At 66.3% G+C, this 19804-nt stretch carries 20 protein-coding genes; 5 read left to right on the forward strand and 15 right to left on the reverse strand.

Annotated elements, in window-relative coordinates; genetic code table 11:
• Positions 1–14: 14 nt before the first annotated feature.
• From SAMIE_RS12390 to SAMIE_RS12400, 3 genes are all read right to left on the reverse strand, one after another.
• Entirely contained in the window at positions 15–314 is a 300-nt protein-coding gene (locus SAMIE_RS12390) for a CcdB family protein (RefSeq protein ID WP_066702739.1), read from the reverse strand.
• The gene (locus tag SAMIE_RS12395; RefSeq protein WP_066702738.1) at positions 314–553 is read right to left on the reverse strand and encodes a type II toxin-antitoxin system CcdA family antitoxin; all 240 of its coding nucleotides are present in this window, start codon (positions 551–553) and stop codon (positions 314–316) included. Before SAMIE_RS12395 ends, SAMIE_RS12390 begins: the two co-directional genes overlap by 1 nt.
• Before the next feature lie 65 nt (positions 554–618).
• Positions 619–1884, reverse strand: coding sequence for an aspartate kinase (locus SAMIE_RS12400; RefSeq protein WP_066702736.1), 1266 nt, complete (start codon positions 1882–1884; stop codon positions 619–621).
• Between the two features lie 160 nt (positions 1885–2044).
• Here SAMIE_RS12400 and ubiG point away from each other — a divergent pair, with 160 nt between their 5' ends.
• The gene (gene ubiG, locus SAMIE_RS12405; RefSeq protein WP_066702734.1) at positions 2045–2779 is read left to right on the forward strand and encodes a bifunctional 2-polyprenyl-6-hydroxyphenol methylase/3-demethylubiquinol 3-O-methyltransferase UbiG; all 735 of its coding nucleotides are present in this window, start codon (positions 2045–2047) and stop codon (positions 2777–2779) included.
• 207 nt (positions 2780–2986) lie between these two features.
• On the opposite strand, the gene SAMIE_RS12410 is transcribed toward ubiG, so the two are convergent.
• Positions 2987–5938, reverse strand: coding sequence for a TonB-dependent receptor plug domain-containing protein (locus SAMIE_RS12410; protein WP_066702732.1), 2952 nt, complete (start codon positions 5936–5938; stop codon positions 2987–2989).
• Between the two features lie 156 nt (positions 5939–6094).
• Entirely contained in the window at positions 6095–6907 is an 813-nt protein-coding gene (locus tag SAMIE_RS12415) for an HpcH/HpaI aldolase/citrate lyase family protein (protein WP_066702729.1), read from the reverse strand.
• 251 nt (positions 6908–7158) lie between these two features.
• Between SAMIE_RS12415 and SAMIE_RS12420 the strand changes: the two genes are divergently transcribed.
• Both SAMIE_RS12420 and SAMIE_RS12425 read left to right on the forward strand, forming a co-directional pair.
• Positions 7159–7683: a hypothetical protein gene (locus SAMIE_RS12420; protein ID WP_232037223.1), complete on the forward strand. Its 525-nt coding sequence runs from the start codon at positions 7159–7161 to the stop codon at positions 7681–7683.
• An 87-nt stretch (positions 7684–7770) separates the two neighbouring features.
• Positions 7771–9591 (forward strand): DUF885 domain-containing protein, encoded by a 1821-nt coding sequence (locus SAMIE_RS12425; protein WP_066702726.1) that lies wholly within the window; start codon positions 7771–7773, stop codon positions 9589–9591.
• Positions 9592–9636: 45 nt separating this feature from the next.
• On the opposite strand, the gene SAMIE_RS12430 is transcribed toward SAMIE_RS12425, so the two are convergent.
• From SAMIE_RS12430 to SAMIE_RS12445, 4 genes are all read right to left on the reverse strand, one after another.
• Positions 9637–9927: a GIY-YIG nuclease family protein gene (locus tag SAMIE_RS12430; protein WP_066702723.1), complete on the reverse strand. Its 291-nt coding sequence runs from the start codon at positions 9925–9927 to the stop codon at positions 9637–9639.
• A 199-nt stretch (positions 9928–10126) separates the two neighbouring features.
• Positions 10127–10945, reverse strand: a complete 819-nt coding sequence (locus SAMIE_RS12435) for a ferredoxin--NADP reductase (protein ID WP_066702720.1) — start codon at positions 10943–10945, stop codon at positions 10127–10129.
• Positions 10946–11078: 133 nt separating this feature from the next.
• On the reverse strand, positions 11079–11390 hold the full coding sequence (locus SAMIE_RS12440) for a hypothetical protein (protein ID WP_066702716.1): 312 nt from the start codon (positions 11388–11390) through the stop codon (positions 11079–11081).
• A 66-nt stretch (positions 11391–11456) separates the two neighbouring features.
• Positions 11457–12257 carry a TrmH family RNA methyltransferase gene (locus SAMIE_RS12445; protein ID WP_066702713.1) on the reverse strand — a complete coding sequence of 267 codons (801 nt, stop codon included), beginning with the start codon at positions 12255–12257 and terminating at the stop codon, positions 11457–11459.
• Positions 12258–12380: 123 nt separating this feature from the next.
• Between SAMIE_RS12445 and SAMIE_RS12450 the strand changes: the two genes are divergently transcribed.
• Positions 12381–13457: an AI-2E family transporter gene (locus tag SAMIE_RS12450; protein ID WP_066702711.1), complete on the forward strand. Its 1077-nt coding sequence runs from the start codon at positions 12381–12383 to the stop codon at positions 13455–13457.
• Positions 13458–13460: 3 nt separating this feature from the next.
• On the opposite strand, the gene SAMIE_RS12455 is transcribed toward SAMIE_RS12450, so the two are convergent.
• From SAMIE_RS12455 to SAMIE_RS12480, 6 genes are all read right to left on the reverse strand, one after another.
• Complete coding sequence (locus tag SAMIE_RS12455; protein WP_066702708.1) at positions 13461–13733, reverse strand: HPr family phosphocarrier protein; 273 nt, start codon at positions 13731–13733, stop codon at positions 13461–13463.
• The gene (locus tag SAMIE_RS12460; RefSeq protein WP_066702692.1) at positions 13730–14134 is read right to left on the reverse strand and encodes a PTS sugar transporter subunit IIA; all 405 of its coding nucleotides are present in this window, start codon (positions 14132–14134) and stop codon (positions 13730–13732) included. Before SAMIE_RS12460 ends, SAMIE_RS12455 begins: the two co-directional genes overlap by 4 nt.
• A 6-nt stretch (positions 14135–14140) precedes the next feature.
• The gene (gene rapZ / locus SAMIE_RS12465) at positions 14141–15088 is read right to left on the reverse strand and encodes an RNase adapter RapZ (RefSeq protein ID WP_066702689.1); all 948 of its coding nucleotides are present in this window, start codon (positions 15086–15088) and stop codon (positions 14141–14143) included.
• The gene (locus SAMIE_RS12470) at positions 15085–15519 is read right to left on the reverse strand and encodes an HPr kinase/phosphorylase (protein WP_066702686.1); all 435 of its coding nucleotides are present in this window, start codon (positions 15517–15519) and stop codon (positions 15085–15087) included. Before SAMIE_RS12470 ends, rapZ begins: the two co-directional genes overlap by 4 nt.
• 69 nt (positions 15520–15588) lie before the next feature.
• On the reverse strand, positions 15589–17184 hold the full coding sequence (locus tag SAMIE_RS12475) for a sensor histidine kinase (protein ID WP_066702683.1): 1596 nt from the start codon (positions 17182–17184) through the stop codon (positions 15589–15591).
• A complete protein-coding gene (locus tag SAMIE_RS12480; RefSeq protein WP_066702681.1) occupies positions 17153–17857 on the reverse strand; it encodes a response regulator transcription factor in 705 nt (234 codons plus the stop codon). Before SAMIE_RS12480 ends, SAMIE_RS12475 begins: the two co-directional genes overlap by 32 nt.
• Before the next feature lie 277 nt (positions 17858–18134).
• Here SAMIE_RS12480 and SAMIE_RS12485 point away from each other — a divergent pair, with 277 nt between their 5' ends.
• Entirely contained in the window at positions 18135–19739 is a 1605-nt protein-coding gene (locus SAMIE_RS12485; RefSeq protein WP_066702785.1) for a phosphoenolpyruvate carboxykinase, read from the forward strand.
• The last annotated feature ends 65 nt before the right edge of the window (positions 19740–19804 follow it).

Genomic DNA, 19804 nt, shown 5'->3' on the forward strand with positions numbered 1-19804 from the left:
AATCGCAACTCGCGTCAAAATCCGCAGATCAGCATGTCGAGCGCATTGCCGATCTCCCGCTCATGCGCCTGCAACGACATCAGCGGCGCGCCCAGCTCCCTCAGCGGCACGGTCGCGGCGAACTGCGTCACCATGACAAGCGCTTCGCCCGCTATATCGAAGACCGGATTGAGACGGGCCGCAGCTTTGGGCGCCTGATCCTGCGGCATCAGCGGCACGACGAACCGGCTGTTGAGGTCGCCCAGCAGGTCGGCCTGACAGTCGAGCAGATAGAGATCGCCATCCTTGGCGCGATACAGGTCGAACTTCGCCATTAGAAAGCGCGATGGCGCGAAAGCGGCAGCCCTTCCCGCTCGACATGCGCATTGGACGACGCCAGCGCATCGCGGTTTTCCTCCCGCCACCGCTGCGCGCGGGAAATGCGGATCTGATCCGCCAGCCCTTTTTCACAGGCGCGTGAGATGTTGACGCCCAGCGCCTTCGCCTCGGCCAGCAGCGCTGTGTCCAGCGATATATTGGTCGCCCTGCGCGGGGGCCGCGTCTGCTCGTTCATGGGCTTGGCTCCGTGGATCATGCGCAGAATAGATGCGCATGATCCCTGCCGCAAGCCCTCCGCGATCAGGCCGCCGGCGCGTCCAGCCCATAGGCCGTGTGCAGCACGCGCACGGCAAGCTCCGTCTCGTCCTCGTCGATCAGCACCGAAACCTTGATCTCGCTGGTGGAGATCGCCTCGATGTTGATGCCGCGGTCCGCCAGCGTCTTGAACATCGTCGCCGCGACGCCCGCATGGCTGCGCATGCCAACGCCCACGACGCTGATCTTGGCGACTTCGGTGTCGGTGATGATGCGGCGGAAGCCGATCGAATCCTTGTTCGCTTCGAGGATGTCGACGCTGCGGGCGAGGTCGGCGCGCGGGACGGTGAAGGTGACGTCGGTCTCCTCATTGTCCTTGCTGTCGTTCTGGATGATCATGTCGACATTGATCGCCGCATCCGCCAGCGGGCCGAAGATGCTGGCGACCGCGCCCGGCTTGTCGGGCACGCGGGTGACGATGATCTTCGCCTCGTTCTTGTCGTGGGCGATGCCGGTGATGAGTTGCCGTTCCATCTTGGTTTCCTTGAGCTTGGCGTCCAGTTCCTCGTCGCTCACGATCAGCGTGCCGGGAAGGTCGTCCTGGGAGGGGTCGTCGAAGGAGGAAAGCACCTGCACGACCACGCCTTCCTTCATGGCGAGGCCGACCGAACGGGTCTGGAGCACCTTGGCGCCCACCGACGCCAGTTCCAGCATTTCCTCGTAAGTCACGAGGTCGAGCTTGCGCGCGCGCGCAACGATGCGCGGGTCGGTGGTGTAGACGCCGTCGACATCGGTATAGATGTCGCACCGGTCGGCCTTGACCGCCGCTGCGACCGCCACCGCCGAAGTATCCGACCCCCCACGTCCCAGCGTGGAGACGCGCCCGTCCTCCATCATCCCCTGAAATCCGGGGATGACCGCGACCTGACCCGACTGCATCGCGGCGACCAGCGCGTCGGTTTCGATGGTGGAGATGCGCGCCTTGGCATGGGCTTCGGTCGTGCGGATCGGCAACTGCCAGCCGAGCCAACTCCGCGCCTCCACGCCCATCGCCTTGAGCGTCATGGCAAGGAGGCCGCTCGTCACCTGCTCGCCGCTGGCGACCACGACATCATATTCCGCCGGATCGTAGAGCGGCGATGCTTCCTTGCAGAATCCGACCAGCCGGTCGGTGTCGCCCGCCATGGCGGACACGACGACCGCGACCTCATGCCCCTGTTCGACGACATGGCGCACCCGCGCGGCGACGCTGCGAATTCGCTCCATCCCCGCCATCGAGGTGCCGCCGAATTTCATCACGATACGCGCCATTTGCTTGTCGAACCACCCTGTCTGCGTGAAAGAAAATGTCCCGAGGGGCTAAAAACGGCGCTTCTTTAGCAGCCGGGGCGGATATGGCAAGCAACCCTGCTGCCCTCGGGCGCGCGGACGGCGGCTAGGCATCGCGGACGCAGCGGCTATAAAGAGGCGCATGACCGACAGCACCGCCACCATCGACCCCCGCGAAGCAGCCCATTTCGGCGAGATGGCTGCCGACTGGTGGAACCCCGACGGCTCCAGCGCGATGCTGCACAGGCTCAACCCGGTGCGCCTGCGCTACATCCGCGCCGCCATCGACGCGCACTGGCCGGGGCGCGAGCGCAGCTTCCGCCCGCTCGAAGGGAAACGCGCGCTCGATGTCGGCTGCGGCGCCGGTCTCCTCACCGAACCGCTCGCGCGGCTGGGCGCGCAGGCGACCGGCCTCGACGCCGCGCCGGAAAATATCGCCGCGGCAAAGGCCCATGCGACCGGCCAGAACCTCGCCATCGACTATCGCGCGACGCCGGTGGAGCAGCTTGCCGAAAGCGGCTTCGACCTCGTCACCTCGATGGAAGTGATAGAACATGTCGCCGACCCCGCCGCCTTCGTCGCCGCGCTGGCCGGCAAGCTCGCCCCCGGTGGCCTCCTCATCCTCTCCACCCCCAACCGCACGCCTTTGTCGCGCCTCGCGATGATTACCGTGGGCGAAAGCGTCGGCGGCATCCCCAAAGGCACGCACGACTGGGGCAAATTCCTGACCCCCGAGGAACTCACCGCCCTGCTCACCGACGCAGGCCTCGCCGTCACCGACAGCAGCGGCCTCTCCTTCGACCCCGCGCGTGGCTTCGCACTGTCGCAGAACAAGGCGATCAACTACCTGCTGACCGCGCGGCATGGGGCGGTTTAAGGCAGGCGGGAACGGTAGTATGGGTGGTAAGCGGACACAGACATCCCCCTCCCGCCTGCGGGAGGGGGATGTCCACACTGGGCCGAAAGCGTCATGCCGGGCCTGACCCGGCATTCCGCTTCCCTGCTCCTCCGGCAAAACGGCATCCGGCTCAAAAAGGGAGGACGGCCCACCGCCGCCCCTCCCCTCATCCGATGACCCGCGCGATCACATCGTGATCTTCGCGCCCGCATACATATAGCGGCCGACGAAGCTGACCGGATAGTTGGCCGACGCGATGGACGGCTGCTGGTCGAACAGGTTGTTGACGCCCATGTAGAAGCGGAAGCGCTTGTCCACGTCATAGGCGACGTAGAGGTCATGCTGCCATTTTTCCTTATATTTGAGGTATTCGGGCGCGGCGATGTCCGGGTTGCCGGCCAGTTCCTCGCGCGTGTAGCGGTCGGTCTTGCTGAACCAGCTTATGCCGTAATTGACGGTCAGGGCATTCAGTTTCCACGTCACGTCGCCGGTGGCGTTCCACTTGGGATAATAGGCCTCGCCCCGGTCGATATTGACGGTCGCGCCCGGCGTCGGGATGAACTCCAGCCGGTCGAGATAGCCGCCGACGATGCCGATGGCGAAGCTGCCGACCTTCGCCGTGTCGAACCCGTAGTTCAGTTTGAAGTCCGCGCCCGCCGTGCGGAAATTGGCGACATTCTGCGGCTGCACGAAATAGCTGCTGATATAGCCCGTGCCCTGCGCGCGCGTGATGTTCTGGCAATAGACATTGTCGAGCGTCGGCTGATCGACGCAGAGCTGCGCCAGTTCCTCGGCGGTCGGCGTGTTCACCGCATTTTTGAGCTTGATGTCATACCAGTCGAACGACGCGGTCAGGCCCGGAATGAAGCGGGGCCGCAGCACCACGCCTGCCGTCCAGGTCCGCGCCGTTTCCTCGCGCAGATTGCGGTTGCCGCCGGAAAAGCCCGGCAGGCTGACCGTCGCGGTCGGATCGTTTTCGGGGTTGAACGCGGCGATCTGCGCCGGAGAAAGCCCCGCCGCCGCCAGCGTCGCCTGACAGTTGGCGGCGCGATATTGTGTGCCGTTGGGCAGCGCGACGGGATCGCACGGATCGGTGATGAAGGAAAAGCCGCCGTTGCGCGGGGCGAACAGTTCCGTGATGTTGGGCGCGCGCACCGCTTCGGACCAGGTGCCGCGCAGCGTCAGGTCGGGGATCGGCGCATAGGTGCCGTCCACCTTCCACGTCGTCGTCTTGCCGATGGTCGAATAATCCGACAGGCGGATCGCCGCGCCGAAGCTCAGATTATAGGCGAAGGGCACTTCCTTGAGCACCGGCACGGAAAGCTCGCCGAACACTTCCTTGACGTCGAAGCTGCCGCTTTCGGGCAGTTGCAGCGAAAAGTCCTGAAGCGCCCCCTCCTGCAGCAACTGGTCGGGCACGAACCGGCTCTTTTCCTTGCGATATTCCGCGCCGATGGCGAAGCCGACCGGGCCGCCGGGCAGTTCGAAAAACTGGCCGAAGTCGCCGGAGATGGACCCCGACACGACATGCTGCTGCACCCGCGCGCGGTTCAGGATGTCGGCGTTCACCCAGTCGAGCGCCGCCTGATCGCGCACATTGTTGCCCAAAAGGTTGAGCGGACGGCATCCGCTGTTGGCGCCCGGCGTGAAGCTGCTCGCAGGAGCGTCATAATTGTCGGGATTGATGTTCGCCGTGGGATCGAGCGTGGATCGGCACACGATATTGCCGGTCGCCGGATCGCGCACCGCGTCGATCGCCGCCCAGTAACGGTCGCCGATGCGATAGTCGGTCAGCAGCACCTTCGACTTGGTCTGGCCGAAAGTATAGGACAGCTCATAGCTCGCATGGTCGGAAATGCGCCCCTCCGCCCCGCCGACGAAGCGCATCGTCTCGCGGTCGTTCCGTTCCCCGCGCACGCCAAGGTCGTAATTGTCGCGCGAGATGAACGCGCCCTGCGACGTGTCGGCCAGCCCTGCGAACCGGTCCTGCAGATAGGGATTGTCGGGCGACAGATAGGTGAAGAAATCGAACGAAGGCTGCGCCAGCGTGAAGGTGCGGTTCTTCACATATTTGGCCTCGACGAAGACCTTGAACGCATCACTGAAGTCGTAATGCGACAGAAGATTGAAATTATGGACGCGATTATAGGCCTGAAGATCGCCCTGATAGCCCGCAAGCTGCGTGCTGTCCCCGCCCTGCGTCAGCCCGCCCGACGAAGGCAGCAGCCGCCCACGATCGTAGACCTTGCCAGAGCCTGTGAAGTCGGGGATGCAGTCGCCATCGTTGATGCAGGCCAGCACGTCGAAGTCCACTGCGCCGTCCGGCGAACTGTCGGCATAACGCAGATTGTTGGTCGGCACGCGGTCGGGCCGGGTCGGATCGTCGGGAATGTCATTGGGATCGCGCACGATGCCATAGGAACCCAGTGGATTGCCGGTGCGGTAACGGTTCGCGCTGCTCAGGCGATCCTGATCGCGATATTCGTAGGACAGCGCGATATTGCCGCGCCCGTCGCTGAAATTCTTGCCATAGGTGATCGAACCGTAGCGCTGGCCCGCATCGCCCCGGCTGGAAATGCCCACCTGTCCGCTGGCCTTGAACCCGTCGAAATTCCGCATCAGACGGAAATTGACCACGCCCGACACCCCGTCCGCGCCGTAAATGGCGGATGCGCCGCCGGTCAGCACGTCGACGCCCTCGATCAGGTCGTTGGGGATGGTGTTGATGTCGACGGCGGCGGAACCGGAAATGCTCGACACATGGCGGCGGCCGTTCACCAGCACCAGCGTGCGGTTTTCGCCCAGCCCGCGCAGGTTGAGCAACTGAACGCCGACCGCGCCGAAATCGGAATTGGACCCGGACGTCTGCGCCCCGCCGAAGGATGCGATGAGCGCCGGGTTCTGCCGCAGCGTATCGACCAGCTGGACGTTGCCCGCCTGCTCCAGATTCTCCGCCGTCACCGTGACGACCGGATTGGGGACATTATAATCGCTGCGCTGGATGCGGCTGCCGGTGACGACGATGGTGTCGCCCTCGTCGGCGGGCGCGGCGTCCTGCGCGAAGGCGGGCGCGAGGCAAAGCGTCGGGAGCGCGCTGGCCGCAAGCAGCCGGCGCGCCACAAGCGTGGTGCGATTCATGATAAGACCCTTTTTTCACCGGAGTTCGGGGGAAGAACTCGATGGGGAGAAAACGCCAAAAGGGTCAGATGGGATCAACCCGGCAGCGATGAGCCGAGCCGGAAAGGGCGCTTTTCAGCCAACGCTGTCACCTGCATGCAACACTTGGCTCTGCGGTCATCCCACCGCATCCGCCCGCGCGATCAGCGCTCTGGCCTCCTCCACATGCATCGTCTCGATCATCCGTCCCTCGAAGCGTTCCGCCCCGCCGGTCGCCGCTTCGATCAGCCGCCGCGCGTCCGCCACCGCCTGTGCGTCCGGGCCGAAAATCTGATTGGCGACCGGGATCTGCCCCGGATGGATCAGCGTCTTGCCGTCGAAGCCCAGCGCATGCCCCTCCGCGCATTCCACTTCCAGCCCGGTCTCGTCGTCCAGCCGGTTGAACACCCCGTCGAACACCGCGATGCCCGCCGCCCGTGCCGCCAGCACCACCGCCTGCATCGCATAAGACAGCCCCGCCCGGTCGGCAGACGGCGGGATGCCAAGGTCGCGGCGCAAATCGTTATTGCCCATGAACAGCCCCGCGCAACCTTCCTCCGCGGCGATGGCAGGCGCGGCCAGCACGCCGCGCGCGCTTTCGATCATCGCGATCACGGGCTTCCCCGTCACCGCGAACACGTCCTTCACCTGCCCCGCCCGCTCCACCTTGGGCAGCACCACATAGTCCGCCGCGCTGCCCTTCACCGCCACCATCTCGGTCCCGTGGCTCGGCGCGTCCTCGGCATTGATGCGCACTGCGGCGATCCGCCCGCCAAAGCCTTCGCCCAGCGCCTCGACCGCGCCGTCCAGCGCCGCCTGCTTGGCATGGGGCGGCACGGCGTCCTCCAGGTCCAGGATCACCATGTCGCACGGCAGGCTCCGCGCCTTGGCGATAGCGCGCGGGTTGGACGCGGGCAGGAACAGCAGCGAACGGGCATGGCGCAGCAGCATGGCGTATCTCCAGATCGGGTTGCCCCCCTCTAGGGCGGGCCGGCATTCAGATGATGGTGTGACGAAAATGGTGGCTTTTTGAGACCCGGAGCGCAGCGTACTAAAAGTACGTGAGCACCGGAAGCTCGGAAAGCCGCCATTTGCAGTCCGCCAGGGCTGAATGTCGATCCGCCCTTAGCCCATCGCGCCCGCAGGAAAAGCCCCTCCTCGCATCTGTCCTACCCGCCCGCGCTTCTGGCAGCCTCGCCCGCATGACAGACAGCGATCCCCTCCTCTTCACCCCCGTGACCCACCTGCGCCGCGCGCGCGGCTGGACGACGGAGGCGCAGCGCGCCTTCATCGCCATGCTCGCGCGCTGCGGCGTCATCGCCCATGCGGCGCGCAGCGTCGGCCTTTCGGCCCGTTCGGCCTATCATCTGCGGCAGAAGGCGGGGGCGGAAAGCTTCGCGGCCGCGTGGGACTGGGCGCTGGAAATGGGCCTTGAAGAAAGCCGGGACCGCGCGCTCGCGCTCGCCCGCCAAAAGCGCGTCCGCCCGATGATGCGCCGGGGGCAGCGCATCGGCACGCGCACCGACACCGACCTGCGCCTGCTCTATGCCGCGATGCGCGCGCTCGGCGCGGACCGGAATGGCCAGCACGCCGCCATGCCCCATCGCCAGCGCATCGCCCTGCGCGAGCTTCTCCACCATCTGCTCGACGCCGGGCCGTTCGCATCGGACGAATGGGCGCTGCTCCGCCCCGCGCTCGCGGCCGCCATCGGAGCGGCGGACGGGTAACAATCTGTCGGCGATAGGAAATAGTCTGTCAAAACTTGCGGGAAATATGCGAAGCTAAGGAGGAAAAGACACAGACGGAGCCGCTCCATGACCGCCACCCGCCGCGACTTCCTGATCGCCGGTTCCTCCGCCCTCGCGCTCACCGCCCTGCCCGCCCGCGCCGCGCAGGGGCCGGATGCCGCCGCGCAGGCGACGCTCGCCGACATGGCGGAACAGATGCTCGCCGACGCACCCGAAAGCGCCAGCGGCCTGGGGCTGGACACCGGCCCCCGCGCCGCGCTCAAATCGCGCCTCGGCGACAAAAGCCCCGCCGGGCAGGCACTTGTCGCCGCCCATGTAAAGGACCGCCTCGCAAAGCTGCGCGCCATCGACCGCGCCGCCCTTTCCCCGGCCACCCGCACCGATGTGGACGTGACGCTCGCCGCGCATGAACTGGCGGCGGCGGGCTTCGCCTTCCCCTTCGGCGACATGGCGATGATGAACAGCAACTGGTCCTACCGCAACAGCCCCTATGCCGTCGCGCAGAATACCGGCAGCTTCGTCGAAACGCCCGACTTCCTCGACAGCAACCATGCGATCGGGACGGTCGCCGATGCCGACGCTTACCTCGCCCGCCTCGACGCCTATGCCGCCAATCTTGCGGGAGAGACCGAGCGCCTCCGCCATGACGCAGGCATCGGCGTCACCGCCCCCGCCTTCCTCCTCGACAAGACGCTGCGCCAGATGACCGCCGTTCAGGCCCAGCCCGTCGAGCAATGGGTGCCCGTCGCATCCCTCGTCCGCCGCACGAAGGACGTGCCCGGCGGTTACGCCGCCAGAGCCGCCGCCATCGTGCGCGAAAAGGTCGCACCCGCCCTCGCGGCCCAGATCGCCGAACTCCAGCGCCAGCGCGCCGCCGCGACCATGGACGCGGGCGTGTGGAAGCTGCCCCAAGGCGAGGATTATTACGCATGGGCGCTTCAGGCAGGCACCACCACTCGCATGACCCCGGACGAGGTGCACCGCCTCGGCCTCGACCAGCTCGCCGCGCTGGAAGGGCAGATGGACGCCCTGCTCAAAGGCCTCGGCATGACCAAGGGCACGGTCGGCGAACGCATGACCGCCATGGGCAAAGACCCGCGCTACCTCTTTCCCAATGACGATACGGGCCGCGCCCAGATCCTCGCCTATATCGACGGGCGCCTGACCGATATCCGCACCCGCCTCCCCCGCGCCTTCGCGACGCTGGTTCCGGCAAAGCTGATCGTCAAGCGCGTTCCGGTGGAGATCGAGGCGGGCGCGCCGGGCGCCTATGCCGGCGCGGGCACGATCGACGGATCGGTCCCCGGCAACTATTATATCAACCTGCGCGATACGGGCATCTGGCCGCGCTATTCGCTGCCGACCCTCTGCTATCATGAGGGGATACCCGGCCATATCTGGCAGGGCGAATATACCTACCGGCTGCCGCTCATCCGCTCGCTCCTCGCCTTCAACGCCTATTCGGAAGGCTGGGCGCTCTACGCCGAACAGCTCGGCGACGAACTGGGCGCTTATGAAGGCGATCCCGCCGGGCGGCTCGGCTATCTCCAGTCCATCGCCTATCGCTGCTGCCGCCTCGTGGTCGACACCGGCCTCCACGCGAAACGCTGGACCCGCGAACAGGCGATCCACTGGTTCGCCACCACCAACGGCTCCAGCGTCGAGGATGTGCAGGGCGAGGTGGACCGCTACTGCGCGTGGCCGGGTCAGGCCTGCGGCTACAAGGTCGGCCACGGCGAAATCGTGCGGCTTCGCGGGGCGGCGCAGAAGGCGCTCGGCGACCGCTTCGACTTCCGCCTGTTCAATGACATGGTGGTGAAAGGCGGCGGCGTCCCGATGACCGTCCTGGCCGCCAATGTGGACGCGTGGATGAAAGGGCGGGCGTAACCACGCTCACGTCACCCCGGCCCTGAGCCGGGGTCGCGCTGCCTTTCAGGCCAACGTCTCGGACAGATCGCGCCATTCAGGATTGACCCGCTCGATCAGGTCGAACTTCCACTCGCGCCGCCACCGCTTCACCCGTTTTTCCTGCTCGATACAGGCCCGTATGTCCTCGCCCCGTTCCGCCCAGACCAGCCGCCGCAATCCATAACGCGCGCAAAAGTCCGATCCGGCGCCACTGCGATGCTGGTAAATGCGGGCGGCAATGTCAGCAGTGACCCCGACATACATCGTCCCCCGGTAGCGGTCTGCCATGATATAGACCCAGCCGCCCTGTCCCATCGCCGCAGCTTCAAAGAAGCGAGACCCCGGGTCAAGCCCGGGGTGACGGACAATTCAGGTGGTCGAACAGCAAGGGAGATAGCACGCTTGCCCCTCCATTCGTCACCCCGGCCCTGAGCCGGGGTCCCGCTTCGACTTGTGCCACAAAAAAGGCCGGAGGATCACACCTCCGGCCTTTCCTATCCCCGCGTCGTCAGGCTTAACCCACGAACGCTCTTTCGATCACAAACTGTCCCGGCGCGGCGTTGCTGCCTTCGGTGAAGCCTTCGGCCTCGAAGAACGCCGCGAACTGCTTGATCATCTCCATGCTGCCGCACATCATGATCCGGTCGGTTTCGGGGTCGAACTTCGCCGCGCCCGGAATGCCTTCGAACAGCGCGCCGCTCTCGACCAGCGCGTCGATGCGCTGCGTGTTGCCCTCGAACGGTTCGCGCGTCACGGTCGGCACATAATGGAACTGCGCGGGCGCCTGTTCGGACACCAGCGGATCTTCCGCCCATTTGCCCTCCAGCTCGTCGCGGAAGGCAAGGTCGCTCACCCGGCGCACCGAATGGACGATCACCACCTGCTCGTAAAACTCATACACGTCCGGGTCGCGCGACAGGCTGAGGAAGGGCGCAAGGCCCGTGCCGGTCGACAGCATGAACAGCCGCCTGCCCGGCAGCAGAGCGTCGGTGACGAGCGTGCCGGTCGGCTTGCGGCCGAGATAGATCTGGTCGCCCGGCTGGATGAGTTGCAGCTTCGACGTCAGCGGCCCGTCCTGCACCTTGATCGACAGGAACTCGATCTCCTCGTCCCAGCTCGGGCTGGCGACCGAATAGGCGCGCAGCAGCGGCTTGCCGTTGTCGCCGGGCAGGCCGATCATCACGAACTCGCCCGACCGGAAGCGGAAGCTGGCGGGCCGCGTGATGCGGAAGCTGAACAGATGCTCGTTCCAGTGCCGGACCGACAGCACGGTCTCCACGGAAAGCGCGCCGGTCGGTTCCAGAGCCGGCTTGTCGGTCGTCACGTCGGTCAACAAAGTCGTCCTTGCGTTTCAGTCTGGCCGCGCGCAGCCAGTTGCGGATCGTTCGCAATAATGATGATGTCCGCGAATTGGCCGGTTCGCGCCGCCAAGGCAAGGCCAAAAAATCTTTGCGTCGCTAAACCTGTCAGCCGAACAGGCCCTTGGCGATGCTGCCCAGCTCATTGAGCGGATTGCCGTCGCCGTCCCGGTCGAACATCCCGCCCAACTGGCCGAGCAGCCCTTCCGGCCCGGTGAGGTTGCCGAGCAGTCCCTGAAGCGCGTCCGCCGACACGCCATGTTCCGCCGCCACTTCGGCGAGTGCGGCGACGCTGGTTTCGCCCGAGCCGATCTTCGCCGCGATCTCGCTCATCAGCGCCTGCATCTGCGCCGGCTCGAGGCCCACCTGCGCCGCCACCGCTTCAAGGCCACCCAGCTTCCCGATCAGATCGTCGAACATGCGCCGTCACTCCCTGTCACCGGCGCGCAGGATAGCAGTCCAGCCTCCTCCCCCGCAAGCGAAGGATCAGCGCACCCGCCGCTTCTGGTTCAGCAGCTCATAGGCCATCACCGCAGTCGCCACCGCCGCGTTCAGGCTGTCCGCCTTGCCCAGCATCGGCATCTTCACCAGCAGGTCGCACTGCGCCTCATAGGCTTCGGGCAGCCCCTGCGCCTCGTTGCCGACGAGGAGGAAGCTCGGGCTTTCGTAGGACGGCTCCTGATAATCGTGCGTCGCCTTGAGGCTGGTGCCGATCAACTGGCCGGGGCCGGAGCGCAGCCAGGGGATGAATTCCTCCCACCGCGCCTGCGCGATCTTCTGGGTGAAGAGCGCGCCCATGCTGGCCCGCACCGATTCGACCGAAAAGGGATCGACGCAATCGTCGATCAGGATAAGACCGCCCGCCCCCACCGCGTCCCCGGTGCGCAGGATCGTGCCCAGATTGCCCGGATCGCGCAGCGACTGGGCGACGATCCAGATGTCGGCGCTGCCCCGGTCCAGATCGGCGAGCGGGGTCAGCCGGTCGCGATAGACGCCGACCACCGCCTGCGCATTGTCCTTGCCGCTGATCTTGGACAGGATGTCGGGCGTGGTTTCGATCACATCGCCCCCCGCCGACTCCATCGCGGCAATCAGGTCGCGGGCCAGCGGATGCGTCGACCCGGCGTGGAACAGCATTTCGGGCAGCACGCCCTCTTCGCGCGCTTCGGTCAGGATGCGCAGCCCTTCGGCCAGGAACAGTCCTTCGGCCTTGCGATATTTCTTTTCGCGCAGGGATCGGACGCGCTTGACCAGCGGGTTGGAAAAGCCGGTGATTTCGCGCGCCACGTCGTCCGATGCTCCAGCAGGGAAGGCGGCTTCTCTAGCGGCGCGACGAACAAAATGACAGGGGGCATGGAACAGGAGCCGTTCCCCATGGATTTGCCCGCTGGATTTTCTTACGGGGGTGGAATGACCGACAAGCAATCGCACCGCATCGAGGACGGCTTCTTCCTGACGCTCGTGGCGCTGGTGTCGATCGCCTTCGCCGCGGTGCTGGAACCTTTCTTCGCCGCGGTGCTGTGGGGCGTGATCGTCGCCATCCTGTTCTGGCCGCTCAACCAGTGGCTGCTGAAGGCGATGCCAAAGCACCGCAACAGCGCCGCGCTGATGACGCTGGTGGCGATCATCGCCATCGTCATCGTGCCCGCCATCTTCCTCGCCTTCGCGCTGGTGCAGGAAGCGGCGCATTTCTATGGCCTCATCCAGTCGGGCCAGATCAATTTCGAACGCATGTTCGCCCAGATGGTCGGCGCGCTGCCCGACTGGTCGCACGCCATCCTGCGGCGTTTCGGCGTCAGCAATTTCGACGCCGCCCGCCTCACCGTCACGCGCGGCCTCACCAGCAGCTTCCGCTCGCTCGCGGGGCAGGCGCTGCTGATCGGGCAGGGCGCGTTCAGCTTCATCATCGCGCTCGGCGTCATGCTCTACCTCGCCTTCTTCCTGCTGCGCGACGGCGACCGGCTGTCGCAGCGCTTTGCCGAAGCGGCCCCGCTGCGCCCGCACCAGCGCGAGGCGCTGCTGCGCCAGTTCGTCGTCGTCATCCGCGCGACGGTGAAGGGCAGCATCATCGTCGCCATCGTTCAGGGGCTGATCGGCGGCGTCGTCTTCTGGATGCTGGGGATACAGGGCGCGCTGCTGTGGGGCGTGCTGATGGGGATCTTCTCGCTGCTGCCGGCGATCGGATCGGGACTGGTCTGGGTGCCGGTGGCGCTTTACCTGTTCGCGACCGGCGCGGTGTGGCAGGGCGCGGTGCTGGTCGGGTGCGGGGCGCTCATCATCGGGTCGGTCGACAATCTGCTCCGCCCGATCCTGGTGGGGCGTGAAACGCGCATTCCCGACTATGTCGTGCTCATCACCACGCTGGGCGGGATCGAGCTGTTCGGCTTCAACGGCATCGTCATCGGGCCGGTGATCGCCGCGCTCTTTATTGCGACCTGGGACATTTTCACCCAGATGCGCAAGGTGGGCGAAGTCGGCGACGGCTGAGGATCACTCTTCGCCGAACTTCTCCTCGACCAGCGTGACGAGCTTGCCGAGCGAATCCTCCGCTTCCGGCCCGGCCGCCTTGATGACGATATGGTCGCCCATCGCCGCGCCCAGCATCATGAGGCCCATGATCGACGTGCCGGTGACGTGATTGCCGTCCTTGCTGACGGTGATGTCGGCGGGCAGGCCACTCGCCAGCGTGACGAACTTGGCGCTCGCGCGGGCGTGAAGGCCGCGCCTGTTGCTGATCCGGACTTCCCGGCTGATTTCTGTCATGCAGTGCTACCCAATAGTTCCGACGCGACGCTGATATATTTCTGCCCCGCCTCGCGCGCGGCGGCGACGGCGGCGCGCACGTCCATCACCTTGCGCGCGCTTTCGAGGCGGATGAGCATGGGGAGGTTGATGCCCGCGATCACCTCGATCTCGCCCGCCTTCAGCAGCGAGATGGCGAGGTTCGACGGCGTGCCGCCGAACAGGTCGGTCAGCAGGATCACGCCCGACCCGTCATTGACGCGGGCGACGGCGGCGGCGATGTCCGCACGGCGCAGCTCCATGTCGTCTTCCGGGCCGATGCAGATCGTCGCGATCTGCTGCTGTGGTCCCACGACATGCTCCATCGCGACGACGAATTCCGTGGCGAGCGATCCGTGGGTGACGAGTACGAGTCCGATCATCTGATTCTACGGCCCATTTGTGTCATGTGATGCTTTCGGGCCTCCCGGTCGGTGCTTCTCCAGGCTTTCCTGGGGCACCGATTCAATATTGCGGTGCAAGAGGGTGGGCGAAAAGCCCGCCGCTTGCAAGTATTTCGCGACGCGCGCGGCGACGTGGACGGAGCGGTGCTTGCCCCCCGTGCAGCCGAAGGCGACGGTGATGTATGTCTTGCCGCCCTCGGCATAGCGGGGCAGCAGCGTGGCGAGCAGTTGCTCGATCCGGCCGACCGCATCCTCATAGGCGGGGTCTTCGCGGATATAGGCGGCGACCTCCGGGTCGAGGCCCGTCTTCGGCCGCAGCGCGTCGACCCAGTGCGGATTGCGCAGAAAGCGCATGTCGAACATCAGGTCGGCGTTGCGGGGCACGCCGCGCGAAAAGCCGAAGGACAGGATCGTCAGCACCGGGTCCGACAGCCGCTCGCGGGAAAATCGCGCGCGGATTTCCTGTTGCAGCGCGTTGGTGGTGGTGCCGGTCGTGTCGATCACCTGCCCGGCCCAGCGGCGCAGCGGTTCGGTCAGCTCCCGCTCGCGCGCGATGCCGTCGGCGGCGGGACGGTCGAGCGCGAGGGGGTGGCGGCGGCGGGTCTCGGCAAAGCGCCGCTCCAGCTCGCTGCCCGAACAGTCGAGGAACAGCGTTTCGATGTCATGCCCGTGCCGTTCGCGCAGCGTCTTGATCCGCTGGACGATAGCGGCGGCGTCGAAGCCGCGCGTCCGCGCGTCGATGCCGAGCGCCAGCGGGCGGGCATACTCCCCGGCATGGCCTTCGGGCAGCGGCGTGTCGAGCAGCCGGTCGAGCAGGACGAGCGGGATATTGTCGACCACTTCCCAGCCCATATCCTCCAGCGTCTTGAGCGCGGTGGTCTTGCCCGCGCCCGACAGGCCGGACAGCAGCAGGATGGTTTTCGGCTCGTTCACCTGAGGCCGATCTTGTCGAGCGCGAGTTCGACCTTGATCGGGGCGGAAGCCTCGAACGGCGCGATCTTGATGACGGGCACCTGCATCCCTGCGACGATGCGCAGCAGCGGGTCGAGCGGCATCCGCTCCACCCGGTCGAACAGGTCGATGAGCAGAGCGACGGGCGCTTCTGGGATGCGGGGCAGGTCGACGATGCCGATGCCGCGCACCTCCATCTTTCCCGCGATGGTCGTGGGCGCGGTGGCGACGAGACGGCCGTCGACCCGCTTCACCAGCGTATAGTCGTCGCTGACCAGAATGCCGCCCCGGTCGACGAGGCGCAGCGCGAGGTCGGACTTGCCGCTGCCGCTCGGCCCGGACAGCAGCACGGCGCGGCCGGCGATGGCCACGCTCGTCGCGTGAAGCGTTTCAGACGATAATGCGCGCGCCATGGTCCGGCCCCGTGTCCCCCGCGTCCCTTGTAGCCCCTTGGGGCAGCGAAGCAAATGGCAGATGCCGTCCTATTCCGACACGATGCCCGGATCGCGCGCGACCGCCATCGGCAGGCGGACGACGAAGCGCGCCCCTTTCTGCGCGTCCTCGCGGTCGCCGATGGCGATGGTGCCCTGATGCCCCTCGACGATAGAGCGCGCGATGGCAAGGCCGAGACCCGAATGCTTGCCGAACGCCTCGCCTTCGGGGCGGACGCTGTGGAAGCGGCGGAAAATATGCTCGCGCTCGGATTCGGGAACGCCCGGACCTTCATCCTCGACGCTGACCAGCACCTGCCCGTCCGCCACCGTCGCGACGATGCGGACGAGGCCGCCGTCGGGCGAGAAGGACACGGCATTGTCTATGAGGTTGTCGAGCACGCGGATCAGGCGGCCCTCGTCGCCCGGCACCACCGCCACATCCTTGCGCGGGCGGGCGAAGGCGAGGCGGACGCCGCGCGGAACCCCGCGCGCTTCCCGCGCGATCACCATCCGTTCGATGAGGATGCCAAGGTCGATCGGCTCGAAGCGCGTGCGGGACAGTTCGGCGTCGACGCGCGATGCCTCGGCAATGTCGGTGACGAGCCGGTCGAGCCGCCGCACATCGTCCTGCGCGATGGCCATGAGCTGCGTGCGCAGATCCGGCCGCTCCACCCGGTCGAGCGCGTCGAGCGCGGAGCGCAGCGAGGCGATGGGATTTTTCAGCTCATGGCTCACATCCGCCGCGAAGGCGTCGGTCGCGTCGATCCGCTGGCGCAGCGCCTGGCTCATGTCGGACAGGGCGCGCGCGAGCATCCCGATCTCGTCGCGCCGCTCGGGCAGGCGCGGCACCATCACCTCGCGCGCACGGCCGAGGCGCACGCGGACGGCGGCGCGGGCGAGGCGCTGGAGCGGCTGGACGATGGTGCGCGCAAGGAACAGGGACAGCAGCACCGAAGCCAGCACCGCGACCGCCAGCACCATGCCGAGCCGCAGCCGCTCCGCCCGCACGATGCGGGTGATGTCGCGCGCATTCTCCGTCGCCAGCAGCAGCGTTCCGTCCGGCAGCGGCACGGCGGCGGAGATCATGAAGGTGCGGTCGGGCGCGTAACGGTTCATCGACTGGGGATGGCCCGTCTTGCGCGCCAGCAGCAGTTCGGGCCACGCCTCCGCCCGGTCGAGCGCCGGTTCCTCGAAATCGGGAGGACGGTCGGCGTCGACCACCTTGTCCACCACCTTGTCGAGGAAGCGGGCGACGTGCCGCTGCCACTCCTCGCTTTCGGGCGACCGCAGTTCGTAACGCGGCGCATCCATCGCAAAGCTGTCGGCGATCAGTCGCCCGTCCGCGCCATAGCGGCGCACCCGGTCCTCCGTCTGGCGCGCATAGGCGGCGATCAGCGCGTCGTCGCGGCTTGGCGGCGCGGCCTGCAGGCCGAGCGCAAGGAGCTTCAGCTCGCGCGTCGACTGTTCGAGGCGCGCGTCGACGATGCGCGTGCGATAGCTGTCGAGATAGAAGAAGCCGCCCGCCAGCAGCGCGAGCGCGAAGACGTTGACCGCAAGGATACGCGGGGTGAGGCTCAGCCGCCCCGACCAGCGCACCGCCAGCGGCGCCGCCTCACTCCTCCGAGAATCGGTAGCCGGCGCCATAGAGGGTGTCGATTGCATTGAAATCGGGATCTGCCTCGCGGAATTTGCGGCGCAGCCGCTTGATGTGGCTGTCGATGGTGCGGTCGTCGACATAGACATCGTCCTGATAGGCGGCGTCCATCAACTGATTGCGGTTCTTGACGACGCCGGGGCGCTGGGCCAGCGTTTCGAGGATCAGGAATTCGGTGACGGTCAGCGTCACGTCCTTCCCGTTCCATTTCACCCGATGCCGCGCCGGGTCCATCTCCAGCCGCCCGCGCAGGATCGGGTCGGCGACCGGCTCGTCGGGCGTTTCGGGCGTCGCGCGCATTTCCGACCGGCGCAGGATGGCGCGGATGCGCGCGATCAGCAGCCGCTGCGAAAAGGGCTTGGCGATATAGTCGTCCGCCCCCATCGCAAGGCCCAGCGCCTCGTCCAGCTCATCCGCCTTGGACGTGAGGAAGATGACCGGCATCTGGCTGCGTTCGCGCAGGCGGCGCAGCAGTTCTAGGCCATCCATGCGCGGCATCTTGATGTCGAAGACGGCGAGGTCGGCGGGGTTTTCCAGCAGCGCCTTGAGCGCGCTTTCAGGGTCCGAATAGACGCGCGTCAGAAAGCCTTCCGCCTGAAGCGCGATCGACACGGAAGTCAGGATATTCTTGTCGTCATCCACCAGGGCGATGGTCGCGGTCATGCAGCATTCCAGACGATCGGAAAAGGGCGAGAGCGAGCGTTAGACGATGCGGCCCGCCCTCGCAAGAAAGGGTCGGGTGCGGCGGTCCATCCGATTCGCTTACCTGTGTGGACGATTTCGGCACAGGGCGCGCGGCGGCGGGATTTGACGGTTGGGGTCCGACGCCCTATGGCCTTATCCCGTCTGCGAATGAAGACGCTGCGGCAGGCGGCGCTCAATGGGCGGATCGGCCGTTCCTCAGGGGACGCAGCCGACATCAACATATAGGAGCTACGGCGTGCAGGCCAAATCCTCAATCACCCTGGCTGACCAGGGAATCTCCACCCATGCCACCCAGCACTGGAATCTCGGCACCGCGGCGCTCGTGGAAGCCGCCGTGCGCAATGGCGAGGGCAAGCTGTCGAAGGACGGGCCGCTGGTCGTCAAGACCGGCAAGCACACCGGCCGCAGCGCGAAGGACAAGTTCATCGTCCGCGACGCGGAGACCGAAAGCACCGTCTGGTGGGGCAACACCAACGTGCCCATGACGCCCGACCATTTCGCCGCGCTCAAGGAAGATTTCTTCAAGGCGCTGGGTGAAAAGGAAACGCTCTACGTCGCCGACCTGTTCGGCGGGTCGCAGCCCGAACATCGCGTCAAGGTGCGCGTCATCAACGAGTTCGCCTGGCACAACCTGTTCATCCGCACGCTGCTGGTCCGCCCGACCGCCGATGAGCTGCCCGGCTTCGCGCCCGAATATACCATCATCGACCTGCCCAGCTTCCGCGCCGATCCGGCGCGCCACGGCAGCCGCACCGAAACCGTGATCGCGGTCAACTTCACCGAGAAGCTGATCCTGATCGGCGGCACCGCCTATGCCGGCGAGATGAAGAAGTCGGTCTTCGGCATCCTCAACTATCTGCTGCCCGTGAAGGGCGTGATGCCGATGCACTGTTCGGCCAATATCGGCCCGGATGGCGACACGGCGGTCTTCTTCGGCCTGTCGGGCACCGGCAAGACGACGCTGTCGGCGGACGCCAGCCGCACCCTGATCGGCGACGACGAGCATGGCTGGTCGGACACGGCGGTCTTCAATTTCGAAGGCGGCTGCTACGCCAAGATGATTAACCTCTCCGCCGAGGCGGAGCCGGAGATTTTCGCCACCACCAAGCGATTCGGCACGGTGCTGGAAAATGTCGTGATGGACGAGGAAACCCGCGCCATCGACCTCGACGACAACAGCCTCGCGGAAAACAGCCGCGGCTCCTACCCGATCGACTTCATCCCCAACACGTCGGAGAAGAATCTGGGTCCGGTGCCCAAGAACATCATCTTCCTGACCGCCGACGCCTATGGCGTGCTGCCGCCGATCGCGCGGTTGACGCCCGAGCAGGCGATGTATCACTTCCTCTCGGGCTATACCGCGCGCGTCGCCGGGACCGAGATCGGCGTGACCGAACCGACCGCCACCTTCTCCACCTGCTTCGGCGCGCCGTTCATGCCGCGCCACCCCAGCGTCTACGGCAATCTGCTGAAGGAGCGGATCAACAAGGGCGGCGTCACCTGCTGGCTGGTCAACACCGGCTGGGCGGGCGGCAAGGCGACGATGCCGGGGATCAAGCGCATGCCGATCAAGGTGACGCGCGCGCTGCTCAACGCCGCGCTCGACGGCAGCCTCAACAATGTCGAATTCCGCACCGACCCGAACTTCGGCTTCGAAGTGCCGGTGGCGGTGAACGGCGTCGATTCGACCATCCTCGATCCGCGCGCCATGTGGGCGGACAAGGACGGCTATGACGCCACCGCCGCGACGCTGGTCAAGGCGTTCGTCGATAATTTCGCCCAGTTCGAGGATCATGTGGACGACGGCGTCCGCAGCGCGGCGCTTGTCGCCGCCGCCTGATCGCGCAAACAGGACAAGCGAAGGGCCGGGGGCACATGCCTTCCGGCCCTTTTTGCATCGCCGGG

The organism is Sphingobium amiense, from assembly GCF_003967075.1.
Lineage (GTDB): Bacteria > Pseudomonadota > Alphaproteobacteria > Sphingomonadales > Sphingomonadaceae > Sphingobium > Sphingobium amiense.

Coding starts and splice junctions, on each gene's coding strand:
- SAMIE_RS12390 (WP_066702739.1), bottom strand. CDS start 314: ATGGCGAAGTTCGACCTGTATCGCGCCAAGGATGGCGATCTCTATCTG.
- SAMIE_RS12395 (WP_066702738.1), bottom strand. CDS start 553: ATGAACGAGCAGACGCGGCCCCCGCGCAGGGCGACCAATATATCGCTG.
- SAMIE_RS12480 (WP_066702681.1), bottom strand. CDS start 17,857: ATGACCGCGACCATCGCCCTGGTGGATGACGACAAGAATATCCTGACT.
- SAMIE_RS12400 (WP_066702736.1), bottom strand. CDS start 1,884: ATGGCGCGTATCGTGATGAAATTCGGCGGCACCTCGATGGCGGGGATG.
- SAMIE_RS12470 (WP_066702686.1), bottom strand. CDS start 15,519: ATGGCGCGCGCATTATCGTCTGAAACGCTTCACGCGACGAGCGTGGCC.
- SAMIE_RS12450 (WP_066702711.1), top strand. CDS start 12,381: ATGACCGACAAGCAATCGCACCGCATCGAGGACGGCTTCTTCCTGACG.
- ubiG (WP_066702734.1), top strand. CDS start 2,045: ATGACCGACAGCACCGCCACCATCGACCCCCGCGAAGCAGCCCATTTC.
- SAMIE_RS12415 (WP_066702729.1), bottom strand. CDS start 6,907: ATGCTGCTGCGCCATGCCCGTTCGCTGCTGTTCCTGCCCGCGTCCAAC.
- SAMIE_RS12475 (WP_066702683.1), bottom strand. CDS start 17,184: ATGGCGCCGGCTACCGATTCTCGGAGGAGTGAGGCGGCGCCGCTGGCG.
- SAMIE_RS12455 (WP_066702708.1), bottom strand. CDS start 13,733: ATGACAGAAATCAGCCGGGAAGTCCGGATCAGCAACAGGCGCGGCCTT.
- SAMIE_RS12430 (WP_066702723.1), bottom strand. CDS start 9,927: ATGGGACAGGGCGGCTGGGTCTATATCATGGCAGACCGCTACCGGGGG.
- SAMIE_RS12410 (WP_066702732.1), bottom strand. CDS start 5,938: ATGAATCGCACCACGCTTGTGGCGCGCCGGCTGCTTGCGGCCAGCGCG.
- SAMIE_RS12425 (WP_066702726.1), top strand. CDS start 7,771: ATGACCGCCACCCGCCGCGACTTCCTGATCGCCGGTTCCTCCGCCCTC.
- SAMIE_RS12460 (WP_066702692.1), bottom strand. CDS start 14,134: ATGATCGGACTCGTACTCGTCACCCACGGATCGCTCGCCACGGAATTC.
- SAMIE_RS12420 (WP_232037223.1), top strand. CDS start 7,159: ATGACAGACAGCGATCCCCTCCTCTTCACCCCCGTGACCCACCTGCGC.
- SAMIE_RS12440 (WP_066702716.1), bottom strand. CDS start 11,390: ATGTTCGACGATCTGATCGGGAAGCTGGGTGGCCTTGAAGCGGTGGCG.